Below are 18,771 nucleotides of genomic sequence, written 5' to 3'. Positions count from 1 at the left end.
ACTGGGTGTACACCACTTCTGATCACCCGGCAACCCGGTGACTCATTCGGTCAGGCTGCTGCCATCTGCGACGACCCTGCGGGCATTTGCTATACCATCGAGATGCCAGGCATCAAGGGCCGGTCGAGGTGTTCGAACAAGAACTAGCGCTCACCGCATTCGTGGACGTCGTGCAGGGAGGCGGCGAGCATCAGGTCGGGCCCCGGCAAGAACAGGCCGAACAGGATTTGATCGGCCAAGGCGGCGCGCTTAACATGGCTGGCCCGCAGACCGAAACGCGCCGTCGAGGCGTCGGCGGCGACCAAGCGTAGCCCGCGCCAGCGCGGCACAAACCGATCCTTTTCTGCGCGCCCGATTAGCCAGTCGTTGAGGCCTGGAATGGCGCTCGGCGACAGCTTGGCACGCGCCTGGGCGAATGCCTGCTCCGACACCTCGTGGACTAGTTGGGCTTGTTGGCGAAGGTGGGCGAAGAAGGTGTCCAGTTCGGCTTGGATGCTCATCCGCATGCCCGTCAGCATGATGGCGACCAGCATCGCGAGCGGCAGCTTGCGCGGCGCGAGAATGCAGTCGGATGATCGGTGTGGCGGGCGGCCGAGGAGAAATTCCGGCGAGCATAATCGGGCGGCGAAATCTTGAAACAGCGTGGTCAGAACGGACATGAACCAGAGCCTGATACCGCCACCGAATAGGCGGCAGTGCCTTGAGCGGCTGAAGATCCGTTCTATCCCCGTGACCAGAAGCATAAACTGGTCGATATCGAAAGCAGACTTCCCGACGGCGTGCGGGGGTTAACCTCGTTTGAACATCCAGAGCCAGTGCGGAACCACGGCCCAGCAACTCTGCGTTACTACGCGTGCGACTTTGCCGTATTCGGCGTGGCTGAACTCAAGGATTCCAAATCGTTCGTTGCAAAGGATGACATGGGGTTCCGCGCCTGCTTGAAGTTTCAAATGGAATTATCTATGCACCGTTTAGCGCGCCGCCATTCGAGTCCGGAATGAGTCTGGACAGTGCAAAGGCGTCGGTTCAAGAAGCCTTGGAACAGAAGGGCTGCGAATGAAACTGTTGAAAAATGTCAAGGCGTCCCTACTAGTAATGGCGTTGAAGGACCGCGTCGGCCCGCTGTCGGCAACGACATCGGAGGGAGCGCCCATTCTCGCCAGCGCCATCGGAAACGGCAAAAGGCGGGCGGCGGACCAATTCGTCGAACTGGCCAAAAACACCGCCACCGCCCTCGACGCGCGGGAACGCGGTGCTTTCATCCTGTACATCAGGAATGTTCACGCCGGACGGATCGCGTGCTTAGCGCAGTTCCAGCACCGTGACCGACTTCGCCGGGAACTCGACACCTGGCGTCGCCCATAAAAATTGGCGCCGGGCCTGCGATAACCAAATCGCGGCCCGCGATGAAATATCGCGTGGCGGCGCCAAATGGTCTTCAAAGCGCAACGCGCTGGTGTTACCGTTACCAGCACTAAAAACCTGGAGACCAAATGAAACACTCTTTGAAAATCACCGCCATGGCGATAGGCGCACTGCTGGCGGCATCCGCCGGGGCCGCCACGGACGCCAAGCCGGCCGCCCGGCAGGTACAAATCGTCAAGACCATCACCCCGGCGGCCGGCGCCAAGGCCCCCGGCGAAAAGGAACTCGCCGCCTACCTGTTCGTGTACTTCAAGGACGAGACGCATTCGATTTATTTCGCCACCTCCACGGACGGCTACACCTTCACCGACGTCAACGGCGCCGAGCCCATCCTGCTCGGCAAGGACATCTCGGAACAGAAAGGCGTGCGCGATCCGCACATCATGCGCGGTCCCGATGGCGCGTTCTACCTGTCGATGACGGACTTGCACATCTACGCGCAAAAGGAAGGCCTGCGCGCCACGGAATGGGAACGCCCGGGCGAGCAGTACGGCTGGGGCAACAACCGCGCCCTGATCCTGATGAAGTCCTATGACCTGATCCACTGGACGCATTCACTGGTGCACGTGGGCGAACTCTTTCCCGCCTACGCCGACATCGGCGTGGCCTGGGCGCCGCAGACCATTTTCGACAAGGAGCGGAACAAGCTCATGGTCTACTTCACGACGCGCTTGAAGGGCAGCCCGGACCACATGGTCTACTCCTATGCGGACAAGGCTTTCACCACCCTGACGACCGAACCGAAACGGCTGTTCACCTACCCGGACGCGACCAAAAGCACGATCGACGGCGACATCAACAAGGTCGGCGACAAATACCACCTGTACTACGTCGCCCATGACAAACCCGGCGGCCTGCGGCACGCGGTGTCGAACAAGATCAACGAGGGTTACCAGTTCGATCCGGCCAAGGTGGACCCCGAGACGGTCGCCTGCGAAGCCCCCATGGCCTGGCCCCGCCTGGGCGGCAAAAGCCATGTGCTGATGTACGACGTGTTCGGCGCCAAGCCGAACAACATGGGGTTCTCCGAAACCACCGATTTCGTCCATTACAAAAACCTCGGCCGCTTCAACGAGCCGGGTTCGCCGATGAAGGCCACCAACTTCAGCGGCCCGAAACATGGCGCCGTCATGCACATCACCGCCGAGGAGTTGAAGCGCCTGCAGGGCTATTTCGCCGGCAAGGGCGCCTGAGGCCGCCTAAGGCCGCCAGCACGACGCGAGCCGGTCCATGCTCGGCACGTCCAGCAATTCGGCCTGATATCGGGCGAATCGAAAGCCATGCTCAGCGGTCCTCCAGGGCGGGGATGAAATCGCCGGGCGCCACCGTGCCGGCCACCGTGGCATTGGCCGGCGGCGCCGGATACAACCAGCGGAACACCAGCGTCGCCGCCGCGGCGCCGGCCAGCTGGGCCAGGATGAAGCCCGGCGCGTCCGCCGGCCGGATGCCGGCGAAGGTGTTGCTGGCACTGCGCGCCAAGGTCACGGCCGGATTGGCGAACGAGGTCGACGCCGTGAACCAGTACGCGGCCGTGATGTAGGCGGCCACCGCGAACGGCGTGATGCCGGGCCTGCTGCGCGAACAACCGATGATCACGCCGATCAGGCCGAAGGTGGCCACGAACTCGCTCCACCACTGCGACGGGCCGGTGCGCGCGTGCTCGGACGCGAAGAACAAGGCCTCGCCGAACATGCCGTGCGCGGCGGCCACGCCGGCGAAGGCGCCCGCCACCTGCGCCGCGATGTAGGGCAGCACCTCGCCGGGCGGGACATTCTTCTGCCAGGCCTCGGACAGCGTGACCGCCGGATTGAAGTGCGCGCCGGAAATGGCGCCGAACATCAAGATCAGCGCCACCAGCCCGGCGCCGGTGGCGATGGTGTTGGCCAGCAAGGCGATCGCCACGTTGCCGCCGGCCAGCCGCTCGGCCATGATGCCCGAGCCGACCACCATCGCCAACAGCAGCGCCGTGCCCAGCCCCTCGGCCACCAGGCGCCGTGCCAGCGTCATGGCTGCACCCCGCCGATCTTCGCCAGCTCGCGCCGCAGCGCCAGTTTGTCGAGCTTCTCGATCGGCAGGCTGCGGAAGATGTCCAGGCGCGTCTTGATCTCGCGGCAAACCGTGGCGAAGGCCTGGCGGATCTCGTCGGCGCCGCCGGTGACGGCGGCCGGGTCTCGGAAACCCCAGTGCGCGGTGACCGGCTGGCCGGGCCAGAACGGGCAGACTTCACCGGCGGCCTTGTCGCACACGGTGATGACGAAATCCATCTCCGGCGCGTCGGCGGCGGCGAACTCGTCCCACGATTTGCTGCGCAGATCGGGTTGGGTGTGGCCGATCGCCTGGATCTGCTCCAGCGCGTACGGGTTGACGGCGCCGGCCGGGTGGCTGCCGGCGCTGTAGGCGCGGAAGCGCCCGGTGCCGTCGCCGTTCAGCAGGGCTTCGGCCATGATGCTGCGCGCCGAATTGCCGGTGCACAGGAACAGTACGTTGTAGGCTTTGTCGCTCATGGTGGGCTCCAGGTCAGGCTTGCAGGGTGCCGATGCGGTCCAGCTCGGCCTTCAGGCGCGCGCGGTCGTCCTTCAGCCCGGCCAGCGGCAGGGCGAAGAAGGCCTCGATGCGGGCGCGCAGCGTGCGGTAGGCGTGCACGAAGGCGGCGTCGATCTCCTCCTCGGTACCGGTCACGTGGGCCGGATCCTCCACGCCCCAGTGCGCGCGCAGCACCGGCCCCAGATAGGCCGGGCACTGTTCGCCGGCGGCGTTGCCGCACACGCTGATCACGATGTCCGGGGTGACCGGCAGATTGTCCCAGGACTTGCTGTGGTAACCCTCGGTGGAAATGCCCTCGCGTTCCAGCAGGGCCAGCGAGCGCGGATGCACATAGCCGGCCGGCTTGCTGCCGGCGCTGAGGGCGCGCCAGCCTTCCGGCGCCAGGTGGTTGAAGGTGGCTTCGCCCAGGATGGAGCGGCAGGAGTTTCCGGTGCAGAGGATCAGTACGTTCACGTCAGGTTCCCTTGGTGATGGTTGGTTTCAGGCGCGGCGGCCCGCCGGGGCGGGATCGCAGGCGACCGCCGGCACGGCGCACGGGGCGCCGCCGCAGCAGTTGTCGGTCAAGAAGGCGAGCAGGCCGTTCATGGTCTCGAAATGGGCGCTGTAGATGACGAAGCGGCCATCCTGCCGGGCCGTGATCAGGCCTGCATGAGTGAGCTCCCTCAGGTGGAACGACAACGACGAAGGCGCGACATCGAGGTGTTCCGCGATCTTGCTGGCCGCCAGCCCGGCCGGGCCGGTCCGCACCAGCAAGCGGAACGTGGCCAGCCGCGATTCCTGCGCCAGCGCCGACAGCGCGGCTATGACTTGTTTGGTTTCCATGTGCGAGGCGGTGAATGGTTGAATGCCGCGACAATACGACATTTCGAAGAATATCAAACCATCTTGACAGCTTGATGACATGGGCGTTGTGTAGCTGCCGCGCTACCTGGCGACCGACGGCGCCTGCTACTTCGGCAGCCTCGCCGACGCGCTGCCGCTGGCGCGGTAGATCGGCTCCTGGCCCGGCAGCGCGACCGAGGCCGCGGGCTCCGGCCCGTCGACCCGGTTGACCGTCACGTTGTCGAAGTACGGCATGCCGAGCTTTTGCCGGTCCGCGCCGGCCATCACGCCCGCCATGCCCTTGCCGTACAAGCCGTCCGTGGCGGTGAGCACCGGCTTGCCGTCCACGAAGCCGGTGATCGCGGCGCCCTTGAAGCGGAGCTTCAAGTTGTGCCAGCGCCGCGCGCCCACCCCCGCCACCCGCGCCGCCGCCAGCACTTTCTCGCCGCCTTCGCTGGCGTCGTTCTGCGCCTTGATCAGCGCCTGCTGCTCGGCGTCGCCCACCAGCGCCTTCTTGTCCGCCTTGCCGCGCACCACCACCAGCTCGGCCCGGCCGCCGTCGCTCAATTGCAGGTAGTAGCCCTTGGGGATGAATCCGTATCCGGTCCCGACATGGTTGACGCGGCCCATCACGCCGGCCTCCTCGCCGGGGTTCAGGTAGACATCGGCGCCGACCTCGTAGTCCGACCACTGCTCGTCGCCGATGATGGTGTAGGGCTTCCAGTCCGGCGCCCAGGAATGCGTGGGCACCGGCACCGCCTGCCGCATGCAGACGCCCTTCCCGCCCGGACAGGACGCCAGCTCGAACGCGCCCGCGATGTCGGCGAAATAGCGCGGCAGGTGGCCCCATTCCCTTGGCCGCGCGTACTGCTCGAAGGTCTCCCGGTAAGGGAATGGGAAGGCCTTCAACGGGGGCGCCTCGGCGAACGCGCCTTTTTGCTGGCCCCGGGTCGTGGTCAGCGAATAGATGGAATTCGGGTCCAGCGTCAGCGCGACCACGCCGTTTCGCGGGGCGACGTCGGCGAGGCGGACGAACTGCTCGCGCTCGTTGCTGCGCCAAACCGCCACGTCCCCGCTGGACAAGCCGCCGCCCACCTCCAGGCGCACCGGCTGCGGCGTCTTGGCCTCCCTGGTTTCGATGATGACGCTGTAGTCCTTGCCGGGAGACTTGAGCGTGACGAAGGTGCCGCCGCCGGCCAGCTCGCCGCTACCGCCGTTCAGGTAGGTCCAGCCGGCCTCGGTGAACTGGCCGTAGTGGGCATAGGCCCACACGTGCGGATTCAGGCTGTAGTGGCCGCTCCATGGCCAGTTGGCGCGGATCGCGGCCTCCTTGTCGCCGGCATAGGGTTCCGTGGTGTACACGCCCGCGATGCCGTACCAGTTGACGATCTTGGTGATGCCGTTGTGGACGTAGTTCTCGTTGAAGGCGCGCACCACGCCTATCGCCCCGTCGTAACCGGCGATGTACACATGCCCCTCGGTGTTCCACAGCGGCTTGCCCATTGCGGCGGCCGCCTCCCTCACCTCCGGCGGGACCCTGGATTTGTCGAGCACGTTGACGTGCGCGCTGATGATGTCGATGGCATCGCGCAGCGCCTTGTCCCCCGGCATGTCCTTGACGAAATCATACTTCGATTGATCCGGCCAGTTGTCGAAGCTGTGGATCTTCACCTTGCCGTAGCCATGCGCGTCGAGCCGGGCGCGCAGCGCCTTCACGAAGTCGTAGCTGACGCCCTTCTCGTTGCGGCTGCCGATGGCGTCGAACTCCAGGCCGTACACCTCGCGCAGCCCCTTGAGCCAGCTCACGTAGTAATCCGCCGCGTCCGTCGAGAAGAACTCCCCCTTGCCGCCGCCTTGGGGGAAGCCGTTGCCCTGGTCGCCGATCCAGCCCGGTCCGCTCCAGGCCGTGCCGTCCAGCGTCAGCGCGGGATTGCGCTTCTTCGCCTCCCGCATCACCCACCACATGTAGCCGCGCGTGTAGTCGAGGTCGTCCCGGGTGTGCATATGGCTGGGCATCGAGCCCTGGGTGGCGTTGCCGTCGCCGGGAATCTCCACCAGCAAGGCGCTGACCGAGGCGCCGAACTTCGGCTTGTACATCAGGTCCAGGATCTGGCTGCGCTGGGGTTCCGGGTAGTCCTTCAGCAGGACGGAGGTGGCGCCGCCGCCGTCCACGACGCCGATGCCGTCGAAGCGTTTGCCGCCGGCGTCCCCTTTCAATTCAATGCGTTGCACGCTGGATGGTGCGTCGGCGGCGGCGGACGGGCCGGCCAGGGCCGCGAAGGCCGCCAGAATCAGCGGCCCACAGATACGGTCGCGCATGGTGAAGTCCCTTGGAGTTTTTATAATGGACGGCGTGGGCGCGGGCGCCGATGAGGCACTAATATATGAGCTCACGCCACGAGGGCTGAGTGTGTCACGCGGGTTTTGCCTAAACAATTGACAAAATTCACTGGAGATATATCCAATTAATATACCGGGAGGGGCACTCCCCTTCGTCCCCCGTCGGCGTCCCGCGCTAGGCCTTGGCCCGCCGCCACCCGGCGTCCCAGGCGAGAAACTCGTCGGCCGGCATCGGCCGGCTGATGAGGAAGCCCTGCGCGACGTCGCATCCGGCCGCCGCCAGTTGCTCCCACACGTCCTGGCTCTCCACCCCCTCGGCGACGATTTTCAAGTCCAGGTTGTGGCCCAGCTCGATCGTGGAGTTCACGATCACGGCGGAGTTGTCCTTGGCCGTCATCGGCGTGACGAAGGAGCGGTCGATCTTCAGGGCGTCGACCGGCAGCGCCCGCAGGTAGCTGAGGCTGGAGTAGCCGGTGCCGTAGTCGTCGATGAACAACTGGACATCCAGGTTCTTCAGGTTGAACAGCGTGGCCAGCGCGATGTCGGGGTCCGCCATCAAGGTGCCCTCGGTCAGCTCGAACTGGATCAACTCGGGTCCCACGCCCCAGGTCGAGAACATGCCGCGGACGCGGTCCACCAGTCCCTGGTCGTACAGGTCGTGGGCCGACAGGTTGACCGCCAGCGCGCGCTCCAGGCCCGCCTCGTGCCAGGCGTGGCACTGGCTGAACGCGGCCTCCAGCATCCAGTTGGTCAGCGGCGTGATGGTGCCCGCCTGCTCGGCCAGCTGGATGAACTCGGTCGTGGAGATCATGCCGTGCCGCGGATGTATCCACCGCACCAGGGCCTCCGCGCCGCACACCGAGCCGGATGGGATGTCCACCTTGGGCTGGCAATACAGGCGCAGCTCGTTGTCCTTGATGGCCCGGTTCAAATCCCCCAGCAGCGCCAGGCGCCGGGTGCTCTCCTGCTCCTGGCCCGCGGTGTAGATCGCGTAGCCGCTGCGCCCGGGCCTGACCTGGTCCATCGCCGCGCTGGCGCGCCGGATCAGCACGTCCGCGTCGGCCGCGTGGCCGGGGAACAGGGCGATGCCGATGCCCACCTGCGCGTACAGCGTCAGGCCCGCGACCTCGACCGGACCGTCCAGCGCCTCCAGCAGTTGCTGCGCCACCTGGCGCGCATACTCGGCGTCGCCGCTGGGCAACAGCAAGGCGAACGCCGCCTCGCCCACCCGCGCCAGCGTCGCGCCGTCGGGCACGTCGCCCGGCAGGCGCAGCGCGAGCGAGCGCATCAGCTCATCGCCCGCGCGGTAGCCCAGCATCTTGTTGATCTCGTGGAAGTGGCCGACGTTCAGGTGCAGCAGGGCCAGCGAGCGGTGCTGCCGCCTGGCCTCGTGCATCGCGGCGTCCAGGATGTCCACCAGCAGCGTGCGGTTGGCCAGGCCGGTCAGCGTGTCCCGGTACGCCAGGCGCGCGATGGTCCGCTGCGCCTCGCCGTGCAGCGCGCGCGTGCGCAGGGTGGCGATGCCGAACGCCAGGTCGTCGGCCAGCTCGCCGAGCAGGGCGACTTCCTCCTGGTCGAAGGCGTCGGGCTCGGCCGCCAGGATCAGCAGCGCGCCCAGCACTTCCCCGTCCAGGCGCAAGGGAAAGGCGGTGGCGGCCCGCACGCCGCGCTGAACCATGTCCTCCAGCACCTCGGAGAACACGGCGCCCGCGTACTCGGCGTCGGTGATGTGCTTGTCGACCACGGCCTGGCCGCCGCGGATCGCGGCGCCGGCCAGGGAGCCGCCCCATTCGGTGTCGGCCCAGGTGAAGTGGAACGAGTCGAGGTAGTCGACGTCGATGCCGACGCCGGCGCGCCAGCGCACGCTCTTGGCCTCGTCGTGCACCGCATACGCGACGCACGCCATGAGGTAGCCGCCGGGCTCCACGATCACCCGGCACATCTCGTCGAGCAGTTGCTGCTCGTTCGACGCGCGCAGCAGAGTCCGGTTGCCGGCGTTCAGGGTCCGGTGGGCGCGGTTGACGCGCTCGAGTTCGCTCATCACGTGCTCGATCCGCAACTCGAGCGGCATGGCGCTCGCGGCCGTATCATCTGCAGGGTTCGCCATCGGCCCACCTCCAGCGATTGAATCAACCAATTATCCGGGGGCGGGCGCGCCAACGCAAGCGGCACGCGCCGAAACGGCGCGCCAAGGCCGCTGCGCTTCCGGGTGTCAGGCCGCCAAGCCCTCGGCGGGCGGCGCGCCCGTCAGGTGCGCGAGGTACTGGCCGTGCCCCGGCATCGCGTCGACGGTCCGCGCGATGGACTCGCGCACCTTGTGGAAGTGCGCGTGCAATTTGCGCTGGTCCATCAGGTCGATGAGCGGATCGTCGGCCTTGGGCACCACGCCCAGCCCGGCCAGGATAGAGACGTGCGAGGCCACCGAGAAGCCCTCCGGATCGTGGATGACGACGCGGCCCGTTTCACGGAACAGTTCGATCTGGTGCCGCAGCGTGTCTGGAATCGGCATGTCGGCGCAGTAGCGCCAGAACTCGGAATCGTCCCGCCTGGTGACCTTGTAGTGCAGGATGATGAAGTCGCGCACGAACTCGAAGCGCTGCGCCACCAGCCGGTTGAACTCGTCGGCCAACTCGGGGCGGCAATAGCGGTCGGGAAAATAGTCCAGCAGCCAGCCCACCGCGTTCTCAATGATGTTGATGCTGGTCGACTCCAGCGGCTCCAGAAAACCGCTCGACAAGCCGATGGCGACGCAGTTCTTGATCCAGGACTTGCGGCGGCGGCCAGTGGTGAAGCGCAGCTTGCGCGGCTCGTCGAGCGCGCGGCCGTCGAGGCCGGCGAGCAGCACGCGCGACGCCGCCTCGTCCGTGGTGAAGCCGTCGCAGTAGACATGGCCGTTGCCGGTGCGGTGTTGCAGCGGAATGCGCCAGGTCCAGCCGGCGCTCCTGGCGGTCGACAAGGTGTAGGGCGCCGGCTCGCCGGCTTTTTCGCAGGGCACGGCCAGCGCGCTGTTACACGGCAGCATGGCGCTCCAGTCGTCGTAGCCGGCCTGGTAGACCCCTTCGATCAGCAGGCCGCGGAAGCCGGAGCAATCGATGAACAGGTCGCCCTCCACCCTGCGCCCGTCGCGCAGTTTGACGGCCGTGATGAAGCCGGAATCGGGATGCTGCTCGACCCCGGTGATCATGCCTTCGATGCGCGCCACGCCGCGCCGCATCGCGTAGTCGCGCAGATAGGCGGCGTACAGTCCGGCGTCGAAATGGAAGGCGTAGGAATAGGCGTTGGACGCCGCCGGCTGGTCGCCGTGGGGCGGCGCGAAGCGGTGCTTGCGCGCCATCGCCGTCGCCATCGACCACTCCTCGTACGAGGGCATGTCCTTGAACTCGCGCGACAGCCGCAGCCAATACTGGTACGGCGAACGGTGCTCGATGGGCGGGCCGAAATCCCCGAAGCCGTGGAAGAAGCGGTTGCCGACGTGGCCCCAGTCCTTGAATTCGATGCCGAGCTTGAAGGTGGCCTGCGTTTTCCTGACGAAATCGGCGCCGTCCAGGCCGAGCGCGAGGTTGAAGTAGCGGATGGTGGGCAGCGTCGCCTCGCCCACGCCGACGGTGCCGATCTCCGGCGACTCGACCAGCACGATTTCGCGGGACTTGCCCAGCTTGAGCGCCAGCGGCGCCGCCGTCATCCAGCCGGCGGTGCCGCCGCCGACGATGACGATTTTCCGGATGGCCGAATCGGTCATGTCGTTCCCCCGCTTAAATGATCTTTAGCGCGTTGGCGTAGGCCAGCGCGGGCTTGTCGGCCGGCAGCGTCACCCGCAAGCCCTGCGCCGTCTGGCGGAACGCCAGCTTGCGGCCGGAACCCAGCAGCTCGACCCGCGCGACGCGTTTGGCCAGGTGCGGGCCGCCGCTGCGCATGGACTCGATCACCACCTCGCCGTTTTCCGGCCAGCCCATGAGGAAGGCGTAGACGGCCTTCCCCTTGGCGGTGAAGCGGATGTCGGCGGCGGTGAACGGCTTGGTCTTGCCCTCGTTGAAGCCCGCGCCGGACATCGCCGGCGCTTCCCGCATCGCCGGTCCCTCGCCGAACACGGCCCACGGGCGGGTGTCGTAAATACCCTCGCTGTTGCGCGCCATCCAGTGGCCGACCTCCTCGACGATCGCGTGTTCCTTCTCGTCGATGGTGCCGTCGCCGCGCACCGGCACGCTCAGCAGCAGGTTGCCGTTCTTGCTGACCACGTCGATCAGGATGTGCACCACCGTCCGCGCGCTCTTGTAGGCGTTGTTGTCATACACGCGCCGGTCGTAGTGCCAGCTGCCGATGCAGGTGCAGGTCTGCCACGGCAGCGGCTCGATCTGGTTGAGTTGCCCGCGTTCGACGTCCAGCACCAGGGCGCGGCGCTGCTGGGCGTTGAGGATCTTGCCGTTGACGACCGCCCCCAGCTTGCCCTTGGTGGCGATGCTGCGGTTGTACATGTGCGCCGCCAGGCGCAGGCCCACGTCGCTGAACGGCCACAGGGGCAGCACGGTGTCGTCGTAATACACCAGGTCCGGGTCGTGGGTGTCGATCAGCTCGCGCGTGCGCTTGTAGAACTTGTCGCAATAGGCCTGGTCGGGAATGGCGGCGCCGCCGCCCCAGTGCCACTGCTCGTGGTTCACGCCGCCGTCGCCGTCGGCCTTGCTCAAGGGGTGCCGTTGCGCGTACAGGCCCTGCGGATCGAGCCCGTCCCACCACAGGCCCTTGCCGTCGGCCCTGGTCAGGTTGCCATCGTAGGGCACGCCGGCCAGCGGGCCGTTCTTGTCCGCGCCCTGCGCCGTCTCGTACCAGGTCCAGGCGTGCGCCGCGTGCACGCTCACGCCGAAGCGCAGGCCGTTGGCGCGCGCGGCGCGGCTCCAGCCGGCGATCAAGTCCTTGCGCGGGCCCACCCTGGTGGAGTTCCACTCCGGCTGGTGGCGGCTGGCGTACAGGTCGAAATTGTCGTGGTGGTTGGCCAGCGCCACGAAGTACCGGGCCCCGGCCTTCTTGTAAAAAGCCACCAGCGCGTCCGGATCCCAGCGCTCCGCCTTCCACTGGTGGATCACGTCCTTGAAGCCGAACCTGGACGGGTGGCCGTACTTGCGCAGATGGTTGCGATAGGCGTCGCCGCCCTCCTCGTACATGGCGCGCCCGTACCAGTCGCCGGACTCGGGCTCGCATTGCGGGCCCCAGTGCGCCCAGATGCCGAATTTGGCGTCGCGGAACCAGTCCGGCGTCCGGTACTGCTCCAGCGAACTCCATTCCGGCGAAAACGGGCCGGCCGCGATCGGGCCCGGGCCCGCTTGCGCGATCGCGTCGGCGGCGCGCGCGACGCCGGACAACGCCACGGCCGGAATGGCCGCGCCCATTTGTTTCAACAATTGTCGTCGTTTCATCGTGTTCCTTGCTGTGTCATATCACGCAGGTAGGCGTCATGGGTGGGCATCGCCGCCACGACGGCGGCCAGGCTGTCGCGGCGGCGTTGCAGCGCCCGCAGCGCCGCGTCGGGGGCCAGGTCGCGCAGCGAGGGATCGGCGCGCTCGGGCCAGTGCCCCATGCCCGCGTGGATCGCCAGCCAGCTTGTGGCGTCGAAGCCCTCCTCGTCGTACTGGTACAGCGTGCCGGACTGGCGCCAGGCGTGGATCTTGAAGGCCAGCGTTTCGGGCAGCTCCATCGTCATCATCGCGCGCCACAGCTTGCCGTCGCGGCGCGCCGTGAGACAGTAGTGCAGGATGATGAAGTCGCGCACGCGCGCGAACTGGCGCACCATGCCGGCGTTGTAGGCCGCCACCTGGGACTCGCCGGGCGCCACGCCGGGCAGCAACAGGTCGATCATGCGGCCCAGGCCGCTCTGGACCAGGAAGATGCTGGTCGACTCCAGCGGCTCCAGGAAGCCCGACGACAGACCCAGCGAGACCACGTTGCGCACCCAGACGCGCCGCCGGTGCCCGGTGGCGAAGCGCAGCAGGCGCGGCTCGCCCAGCGCAGGGCCGTCCAGCTGTCGCAGCAATTGTTCGCGCGCGCAGTCCTCGTCGATGTAGCGGCTGGCGAAAACGTGGCCATGGCCGGTGCGGTTGCGCAGCGGAATACGCCACGCCCAGCCCGCCTCCAGCGCGGTGGCGCGCGTGTACGGCGCCAGCTCGGTTCCCACGCGCTCGGCGGGGCAGGCCCACGCCCGGTCCGCCGGCAGCCAGTGGCTGAAATCGACAAAGGGCTCGCCCAGCGCACGCCCCAGCAGCAGGGACGCGAAGCCGGAGCAGTCGATGTACAGGTCGCCCTCCACCACGCGGCCGTCGGCCAGCTTGAGCTGGTCCACGCCGCCGTCGGCGCGGCGCGTGACGTCCACGATGCGCCCCTCGGTGCGCCGCGCGCCCCGTCGCAGGGCCAGCTTGCGCAGGAACGGGGCGTACAGCGTGGCGTCGAAGTGGTAGGCGTAGTCGAACAGCTTGCCGTGCTCCGACGGCGCCTGGAAGCGCCCCTGGCCGGCCATCACGCTGGGCAGGCATTGCTCGTGCAGGGCGCCCAGGCCGGCGTCGTTGACCCGGCGGTGCTGGCCCCACAGGGCGTGGGGGCCGGTCAGGTCGCCGAAGTCGCCGAAGGTGTGGAAATAGCGTTCGCCCTGGGCGCGCCAGTCGCGGAACTCGATGCCCAGCTTGTAGGTGCCGTTGGTGGCGCGCAGGAACTCGGCCTCGTCAACGCCGAGGAGCTTGTGGAAGGCGCGGATGGACGGAAAGCTCGCCTCGCCCACGCCGACAATGCCGATCTCCTCCGATTCGACCAGCTCGACCGAGCCGCCGGGCAGCGCGGTGGCCAGCGCCGCGGCCGTCATCCAGCCGGCGGTGCCGCCTCCGACGACGACGATGCGTTTATATGCCGTGTTCATGGCGATCTCCTTCATGGCATTGCATTGTGCAAGCCAGGTGGTCCGGCGGCAATTATAAAAACCGCCAGGAGACGGAACAAAATCAGTCAGGCGCCCGGTGGCGAGCCAGCCGCGCCGGCTAATCCTGCAGCGAGATCCGGTAGACGGTGGTTTGGCGATACACCTCCCCCGGATTCAGCATGACCCGCGGCCATGCCACGCTTTGCAGGCTGGGGCGGGCGTTCGGTTCGAGCCCGAATCCATCCCGGTGCCGGTGCGGCCTGGCCGGCGCGCCCGCGTCGCGATCGCCGCTGAAGAATTGCAGCGCGGCCTCGGTGGAGTACAGCTGCAGGCGCCGTCCGGAGCCCGGATCGAACACACAGGCCACTTCGCGCAGCGCGCATTGCCCGCCGGTGTAGTGGCTGCGGACGAAGAAGCAGTGATCGAAGCCGCCCGCCAGGCGGATCTGGCTGTCCAGCCAGCGCAGCCGCGGACCGATGGGGGCCGGCTGGCGGAAGTCGAACGGCGTGCGTCCGACCGCCGCCACGCCGACCGGCGCGCCGTCGGCGTCCACCTCCACGTAGTAGTCGGCCTCGATCCGCAGCATGTGGTCGTCGACGCCGGCGATGCCGCCGTTCAGGTTGAAGCAAGGGTAGGCGTTCGCCTGCAGGGGAACGGGCGAGGCGGCCACGACCTGGTAGTTGATGATCAGGCTGCCATCGTCGTCGAGATGGTAATTGACCAGCATGTCGGCGTCGCCGCGCGCCGCCAGCAGCGACACGCCGCCCTCGGCCAGATGGCCCCGCCAGCGCACCGGCGCGGCCGCCGCGCCGGCATGGGCATCGATGCCGGCGTCGGCGAGCAGCACGTTGGCCATGCGGCCATAGCGGTCGGGCGCGCGCCACGAACGCAGGGACGCGTCGCGTTCGCTGATCGCCACCGTCATGCCGCTGGCGTTCTCGAGCACAAACAAGCGGTGTTCGTCCGGCTCCGCCGCAGTGTCGGGAATTGGATTAGTCATCATGGGGAAAACGGGGGGTCTCTGTTCCTCTGGAGTGGCCATCGCCACGCGGGGCTTCCCATGGTCGGGAAGCACCGTACCATTCTGCAACCCTCGGCGGGGTGGTTCAATTGCTAAAATCACCAACCCCGGGAACGATTCTTCCGAAGCCGCGCGGCCCCGGGCGGGCGCCGCCCCCCCAACGCGGCGGCGCCCGGGGGTTCAGGTGATCTTCAGCGCGTTGGCGTAGGCCAGCGCGGGCTTGTCGGCCGGCAGCGTCACTTGCAATCCCTGCGCGGTCTGGCGGAACGCCAGCTTGCGGCCGGAGCCCAGCAACTCCACCCGCGCGACGCGTTTGGCCAGGTGCGGGCCGCCGCTGCGCATGGACTCGATCACCACCTTGCCCGTTTCCGGCCAGCCCATGACGAAGGCGTAGACGGCCTCCCCCTTGGTGGTGAAGCGGATGTCGGCGGCGCTGAACGGCTTGGTCTTGCCCTCGTTGAAGCCCGCGCCGGACATCGCCGGCGCTTCCTTCATCACCGGCCCCTCGCCGAACACGGCCCAAGGGCGGGTGTCGTAAATCCCCTCGCTGTTGCGCGCCATCCAGTGGCCGATCTCCTCGACGATCGCCTGCTCCTTCTCGTCAATGGTGCCGTCGCCGCGCACCGGCACGCTCAGCAGCAGGTTGCCGTTCTTGCTGACCACGTCGATCAGGATGTGCACCACCGTCCGCGCGCTCTTGTAGGCGTTGTGGTCATACACGCGCCGGTCGTAGTGCCAGCTGCCGATGCAGGTGCAGGTCTGCCACGGCAGCGGCTCGATCTGGTTGAGTTGCCCGCGTTCGACGTCCAGCACCAGGGCGCGGCGCTGCTGGGCGTTGAGGATCTTGCCGTTGACGACCGCCTCGAGTTTGCCCTTGGTGGCGATGCTGCGGTTGTACATGTGCGCCGCCAGGCGCAGGCCGACGTCGCTGAACGGCCACAGCGGCAGCACGGTGTCGTCGTAATACACGATGTCCGGGTCGTAGGAATCGATCAGGTCGCGCGTGCGCGCATAGAAGTTGTCGCAATACGCCTGGTTGGGAATGGCGGCGCCGCCGCCCCAGTGCCACTGCTCGTGGTGCACGCCGCCGTCGCCGTCGGCCTTGCTCAGCGGGTGTCGTTGCGCATACAGCGCCTGCGGGTCGCGCCCCTCCCACCACTGGCCCTTGCCGTCGGCCCTGGTCAGGTTGCCATCGTAGGGAACGCCGGCGTGTGGACCGTTCTTGTCGGCGCGCTGCGCCGTCTCGAACCAGGTCCAGGCGTGCGCGGCGTGCACGCTGACGCCGAAGCGCAAGCCGTTGGCGCGCGCGGCGCGGCTCCAGCCGGCGATCAAATCCTTGCGCGGCCCCATGCTGGTGGCATTCCAGTCCGGCTGGTGGCGGCTGTTGTACAGGTCGAAGTTGTCGTGGTGGTTGGCCAGCGCCATGAAGTATTTGGCGCCGGCCCGCTTGTACAGCGCCATCAGGGCGTCCGGATTCCATTGCTCCGCCTTCCACTGGTGGATCACGTCCTTGAAGCCGAACTTGGACGGGTGGCCGTACTTTTGCACGTGGTGGCGGTAGGCGTCGCTGCCCTCCTCGTACATGAGGCGCCCGTACCAGTCGCCGAACTCCGGTTCGCACTGCGGGCCCCAGTGCGCCCAGATGCCGAATTTGGCGTCGCGGAACCAGTCCGGCGTCTGGTAGGCGGACAGCGAATTCCAGTCCGGCGTGAACGGGCCGCTGGCGATCGGCCCGGCGACCGGCCGCGTCATCGCCTCGGCCGCGCGGGCCATCCTGGACAGGGCCAGGGCCGGAATGGCCGCGCCCATGTGTTTCAGTAATCGTCTCCGCTTCATTGTCCTTTTATTCCTTCTTCAATATTCACGCCGTCACGCCGCCAGTCCCGCCTCGCCGCGCGCGCGGTCGCGGTAGACGCGCGGCGTGCAGCCCAGTTCGCGTTTGAACACGAAATGCATGTACTGGATGGAAGTGAAGCCGCAGCCCAGCGCCACGTCGGCGATACTGCTTTCACCGCTTTCCAGGCGGGCCTTGGCGGCGTCGAGCTTGAAGCGCAGGATCACGTCGTGCACGCTGCATTCGAGCTCCTGGCGGAAGCAGGCTTCCAGCGAGGAACGCGACACGCCCACGTACTCGGCCACCTGGTGGGTCTTGATGCCTTGGCAGGCGTACTGGCGGATGAAATGGTGGGCCCGCATCACATGCGGATGCCTGGTCGCCTCGTGCTTGCTGGACGCGAACACGTTGATGCCGGCCGGCGGCACCATGATGCGGGTGTTCGCCAGGCGCACGCCGTGCAACATCTGGTCCAGCAGATGGGCCGCCGTGCGCCCCATCTCCTGCGCGCCCTGCATCACGGAACTGAGCGGGATGCGGGTCAGCATGCGCACCATCGGGTCGTTGTCGATGCCGATCAGCGCCACCTGTTCCGGCACCGCGATGCCGCCGATGGCGCAGGCCTGCAGCAACTGGCGCGCGCGCGCGTCCGTGACGGCGATGATGCCGATCGGCTTGGGCAAGCTGCGCAACCAGGCGATCTGGCCCTCGACCGCCTCGTCCCACGAGGACGCGCTGGTTTCACAGCCGCGGAAGATCTCGGCGTCCATCCGGTCGTCCAGCATCAGGGCGCGGAAGGCGTTTTCGCGCTCCAGCGCCCAGCGGTTCTCGCTGGACCTGGGCAGGCTGAACATGGCGAAGCGCTGCAGGCCGACATCGATCAGGTGGTCGCGCGCCAGCTTGATGAGTTTGAAATTGTCGGTCGCCACGTAAGGCAGGCCGCGCGGATACGCGCCGTCGTCCGAATAGGAGCCGCCCACCGCCACCACCGGAACGGCGCAGCGCGACAGGGCCTTGGCCACGGCCGGGTCGTCGAAATCGGCGATGATGCCGTCGCCCTGCCAGCGCTCGATGCCGTCCAGGCGCAGACGGAAGTCCTCCTCCAGGAACAGGTCCCAGGCCGCGCGCGTGCTGCCCAGATAGCCGGCGATGCCGGAAATGACCTCGCGGTCGAAACTCTTGTTGCCGTTGAACAGCAGGGCAATCCGATGCGGTTTGGTCGTTTTCATGTCGACCTCAGATCGCCGGCACGGTGTTCAACACCGGCGGCACGCGATGGGTTTGGTAACGCTTCATGGTCCAGTCTCCGTTTTATATTTTTATGGTTGGGCGAGGGGCGCGCCCCGCCGCTGGCGCGGCGGCCAGCTTGTCACGCCAGGGTCTTGTCCTGCAATGCCATCCAGCGTTCCTGCTGCGCGTTCCAGCGGTAGGCGCCGCGCACGTCGGTGCGCATATAAACGACGCCGCGCTCCGATTTACTGGGAATCACACCGGTGACAAAACCGCCGCCGCCAAACGCGACGGTGTCCCATTTATAGTTTTCCGCCTGGGCCGCGGGCGCCATCAATAACGCGGCGGACAGCAGCGCGCGAATCGGTTTCAAAATCATCATCCCCTCCAGATTGCTTTTTTTAAGATTTTCGGGCAATAACCGGCCCGCTCCGGACGCGTCAAGGCAGCGCAAGCCAAAAGCCGCAAGGACACCACGCTGGAGCGCGGCGTCACACTTGAAATGAATTCGGTCGATTAATCGCAACTCCAGGAATGGAGCGCGTGGGGCGGGGGGCGGACTTGAAAAAGCGCGCACGTGCCGCGTGGACGGGGACACGCCGGCGGATACGGTCTGGCATCGGATGGCACTCCTTGTATAGTGAACCGGGATCGATAGCG

16 protein-coding genes are annotated in these 18,771 nt (G+C 67.1%); 2 read left to right on the top strand and 14 right to left on the bottom strand.

All coding sequences use genetic code 11. The annotated features are described in order from the left end of the window. Positions 1-143: 143 nt before the first annotated feature. Positions 144-659: a hypothetical protein gene (locus BM436_RS25315; protein WP_229490698.1), complete on the bottom strand. Its 516-nt coding sequence runs from the start codon at positions 657-659 to the stop codon at positions 144-146. 397 nt (positions 660-1,056) lie between these two features. On the opposite strand from BM436_RS25315, the gene BM436_RS25310 reads away from it, so the two are divergent. Both BM436_RS25310 and BM436_RS25305 read left to right on the top strand, forming a co-directional pair. After that, positions 1,057-1,365, top strand: a complete 309-nt coding sequence (locus BM436_RS25310; RefSeq protein WP_143133307.1) for a hypothetical protein — start codon at positions 1,057-1,059, stop codon at positions 1,363-1,365. Positions 1,366-1,493: 128 nt separating this feature from the next. After that, complete coding sequence (locus BM436_RS25305; RefSeq protein ID WP_093558311.1) at positions 1,494-2,618, top strand: glycoside hydrolase family 43 protein; 1,125 nt, start codon at positions 1,494-1,496, stop codon at positions 2,616-2,618. 91 nt (positions 2,619-2,709) lie between these two features. Here BM436_RS25305 and BM436_RS25300 read toward each other — a convergent pair whose 3' ends face one another. The 13 genes from BM436_RS25300 to BM436_RS25240 all read right to left on the bottom strand — a co-directional run bounded on the left by BM436_RS25300 (position 2,710) and on the right by BM436_RS25240 (position 18,529). Next, on the bottom strand, positions 2,710-3,432 hold the full coding sequence (locus BM436_RS25300) for an aquaporin (protein WP_093558310.1): 723 nt from the start codon (positions 3,430-3,432) through the stop codon (positions 2,710-2,712). Beyond that, complete coding sequence (locus tag BM436_RS25295) at positions 3,429-3,929, bottom strand: arsenate reductase ArsC (protein WP_093558309.1); 501 nt, start codon at positions 3,927-3,929, stop codon at positions 3,429-3,431. The genes BM436_RS25300 and BM436_RS25295 overlap by 4 nt, the downstream gene beginning before the upstream one ends. Before the next feature lie 13 nt (positions 3,930-3,942). Continuing rightward, the gene (locus BM436_RS25290; RefSeq protein ID WP_093558308.1) at positions 3,943-4,422 is read right to left on the bottom strand and encodes an arsenate reductase ArsC; all 480 of its coding nucleotides are present in this window, start codon (positions 4,420-4,422) and stop codon (positions 3,943-3,945) included. Positions 4,423-4,449: 27 nt separating this feature from the next. Next, positions 4,450-4,791 carry an ArsR/SmtB family transcription factor gene (locus tag BM436_RS25285; RefSeq protein ID WP_093558307.1) on the bottom strand — a complete coding sequence of 114 codons (342 nt, stop codon included), beginning with the start codon at positions 4,789-4,791 and terminating at the stop codon, positions 4,450-4,452. Positions 4,792-4,917: 126 nt separating this feature from the next. After that, positions 4,918-7,110 (bottom strand): 3-keto-alpha-glucoside-1,2-lyase-like domain-containing protein, encoded by a 2,193-nt coding sequence (locus tag BM436_RS25280; RefSeq protein WP_093558306.1) that lies wholly within the window; start codon positions 7,108-7,110, stop codon positions 4,918-4,920. Positions 7,111-7,306: 196 nt separating this feature from the next. Next, positions 7,307-9,238 (bottom strand): putative bifunctional diguanylate cyclase/phosphodiesterase, encoded by a 1,932-nt coding sequence (locus BM436_RS25275; protein WP_093558305.1) that lies wholly within the window; start codon positions 9,236-9,238, stop codon positions 7,307-7,309. Between the two features lie 105 nt (positions 9,239-9,343). Further along, on the bottom strand, positions 9,344-10,870 hold the full coding sequence (locus tag BM436_RS25270) for a tryptophan halogenase family protein (RefSeq protein ID WP_093558304.1): 1,527 nt from the start codon (positions 10,868-10,870) through the stop codon (positions 9,344-9,346). Between the two features lie 13 nt (positions 10,871-10,883). Further along, entirely contained in the window at positions 10,884-12,539 is a 1,656-nt protein-coding gene (locus BM436_RS25265) for an alpha-L-fucosidase (RefSeq protein WP_093558303.1), read from the bottom strand. Beyond that, positions 12,536-14,026: a tryptophan halogenase family protein gene (locus tag BM436_RS25260; RefSeq protein WP_177307503.1), complete on the bottom strand. Its 1,491-nt coding sequence runs from the start codon at positions 14,024-14,026 to the stop codon at positions 12,536-12,538. Before BM436_RS25260 ends, BM436_RS25265 begins: the two co-directional genes overlap by 4 nt. Positions 14,027-14,144: 118 nt before the next feature. Next, entirely contained in the window at positions 14,145-15,029 is an 885-nt protein-coding gene (locus tag BM436_RS25255; protein WP_143133306.1) for an aldose epimerase family protein, read from the bottom strand. 198 nt (positions 15,030-15,227) lie between these two features. Beyond that, on the bottom strand, positions 15,228-16,856 hold the full coding sequence (locus BM436_RS25250) for an alpha-L-fucosidase (protein ID WP_229490696.1): 1,629 nt from the start codon (positions 16,854-16,856) through the stop codon (positions 15,228-15,230). 60 nt (positions 16,857-16,916) lie between these two features. Beyond that, positions 16,917-18,110, bottom strand: a complete 1,194-nt coding sequence (locus tag BM436_RS25245; RefSeq protein ID WP_093558299.1) for a XylR family transcriptional regulator — start codon at positions 18,108-18,110, stop codon at positions 16,917-16,919. 140 nt (positions 18,111-18,250) lie between these two features. Beyond that, a complete protein-coding gene (locus BM436_RS25240) occupies positions 18,251-18,529 on the bottom strand; it encodes a hypothetical protein (RefSeq protein ID WP_143133305.1) in 279 nt (92 codons plus the stop codon). Positions 18,530-18,771: the final 242 nt, after the last annotated feature.

Source organism: Pseudoduganella namucuonensis (assembly GCF_900116645.1).
Lineage (GTDB): Bacteria > Pseudomonadota > Gammaproteobacteria > Burkholderiales > Burkholderiaceae_D > Rugamonas > Rugamonas namucuonensis.
The sequence above is the reverse complement of the archived record's forward strand: the minus strand, read 5'-3'. Positions and strand labels throughout refer to the sequence as shown.

Excerpts from the sequence above, each read along its gene's own strand:
- BM436_RS25315 (WP_229490698.1), bottom strand. The coding sequence starts at position 659 with ATGTCCGTTCTGACCACGCTGTTTCAAGATTTCGCCGCCCGATTATGC.
- BM436_RS25310 (WP_143133307.1), top strand. The coding sequence starts at position 1,057 with ATGAAACTGTTGAAAAATGTCAAGGCGTCCCTACTAGTAATGGCGTTG.
- BM436_RS25305 (WP_093558311.1), top strand. The coding sequence starts at position 1,494 with ATGAAACACTCTTTGAAAATCACCGCCATGGCGATAGGCGCACTGCTG.
- BM436_RS25300 (WP_093558310.1), bottom strand. The coding sequence starts at position 3,432 with ATGACGCTGGCACGGCGCCTGGTGGCCGAGGGGCTGGGCACGGCGCTG.
- BM436_RS25295 (WP_093558309.1), bottom strand. The coding sequence starts at position 3,929 with ATGAGCGACAAAGCCTACAACGTACTGTTCCTGTGCACCGGCAATTCG.
- BM436_RS25285 (WP_093558307.1), bottom strand. The coding sequence starts at position 4,791 with ATGGAAACCAAACAAGTCATAGCCGCGCTGTCGGCGCTGGCGCAGGAA.
- BM436_RS25280 (WP_093558306.1), bottom strand. The coding sequence starts at position 7,110 with ATGCGCGACCGTATCTGTGGGCCGCTGATTCTGGCGGCCTTCGCGGCC.
- BM436_RS25275 (WP_093558305.1), bottom strand. The coding sequence starts at position 9,238 with ATGGCGAACCCTGCAGATGATACGGCCGCGAGCGCCATGCCGCTCGAG.
- BM436_RS25270 (WP_093558304.1), bottom strand. The coding sequence starts at position 10,870 with ATGACCGATTCGGCCATCCGGAAAATCGTCATCGTCGGCGGCGGCACC.
- BM436_RS25265 (WP_093558303.1), bottom strand. The coding sequence starts at position 12,539 with ATGAAACGACGACAATTGTTGAAACAAATGGGCGCGGCCATTCCGGCC.
- BM436_RS25260 (WP_177307503.1), bottom strand. The coding sequence starts at position 14,026 with ATGAACACGGCATATAAACGCATCGTCGTCGTCGGAGGCGGCACCGCC.
- BM436_RS25255 (WP_143133306.1), bottom strand. The coding sequence starts at position 15,029 with ATGATGACTAATCCAATTCCCGACACTGCGGCGGAGCCGGACGAACAC.
- BM436_RS25250 (WP_229490696.1), bottom strand. The coding sequence starts at position 16,856 with ATGGGCGCGGCCATTCCGGCCCTGGCCCTGTCCAGGATGGCCCGCGCG.
- BM436_RS25245 (WP_093558299.1), bottom strand. The coding sequence starts at position 18,110 with ATGAAAACGACCAAACCGCATCGGATTGCCCTGCTGTTCAACGGCAAC.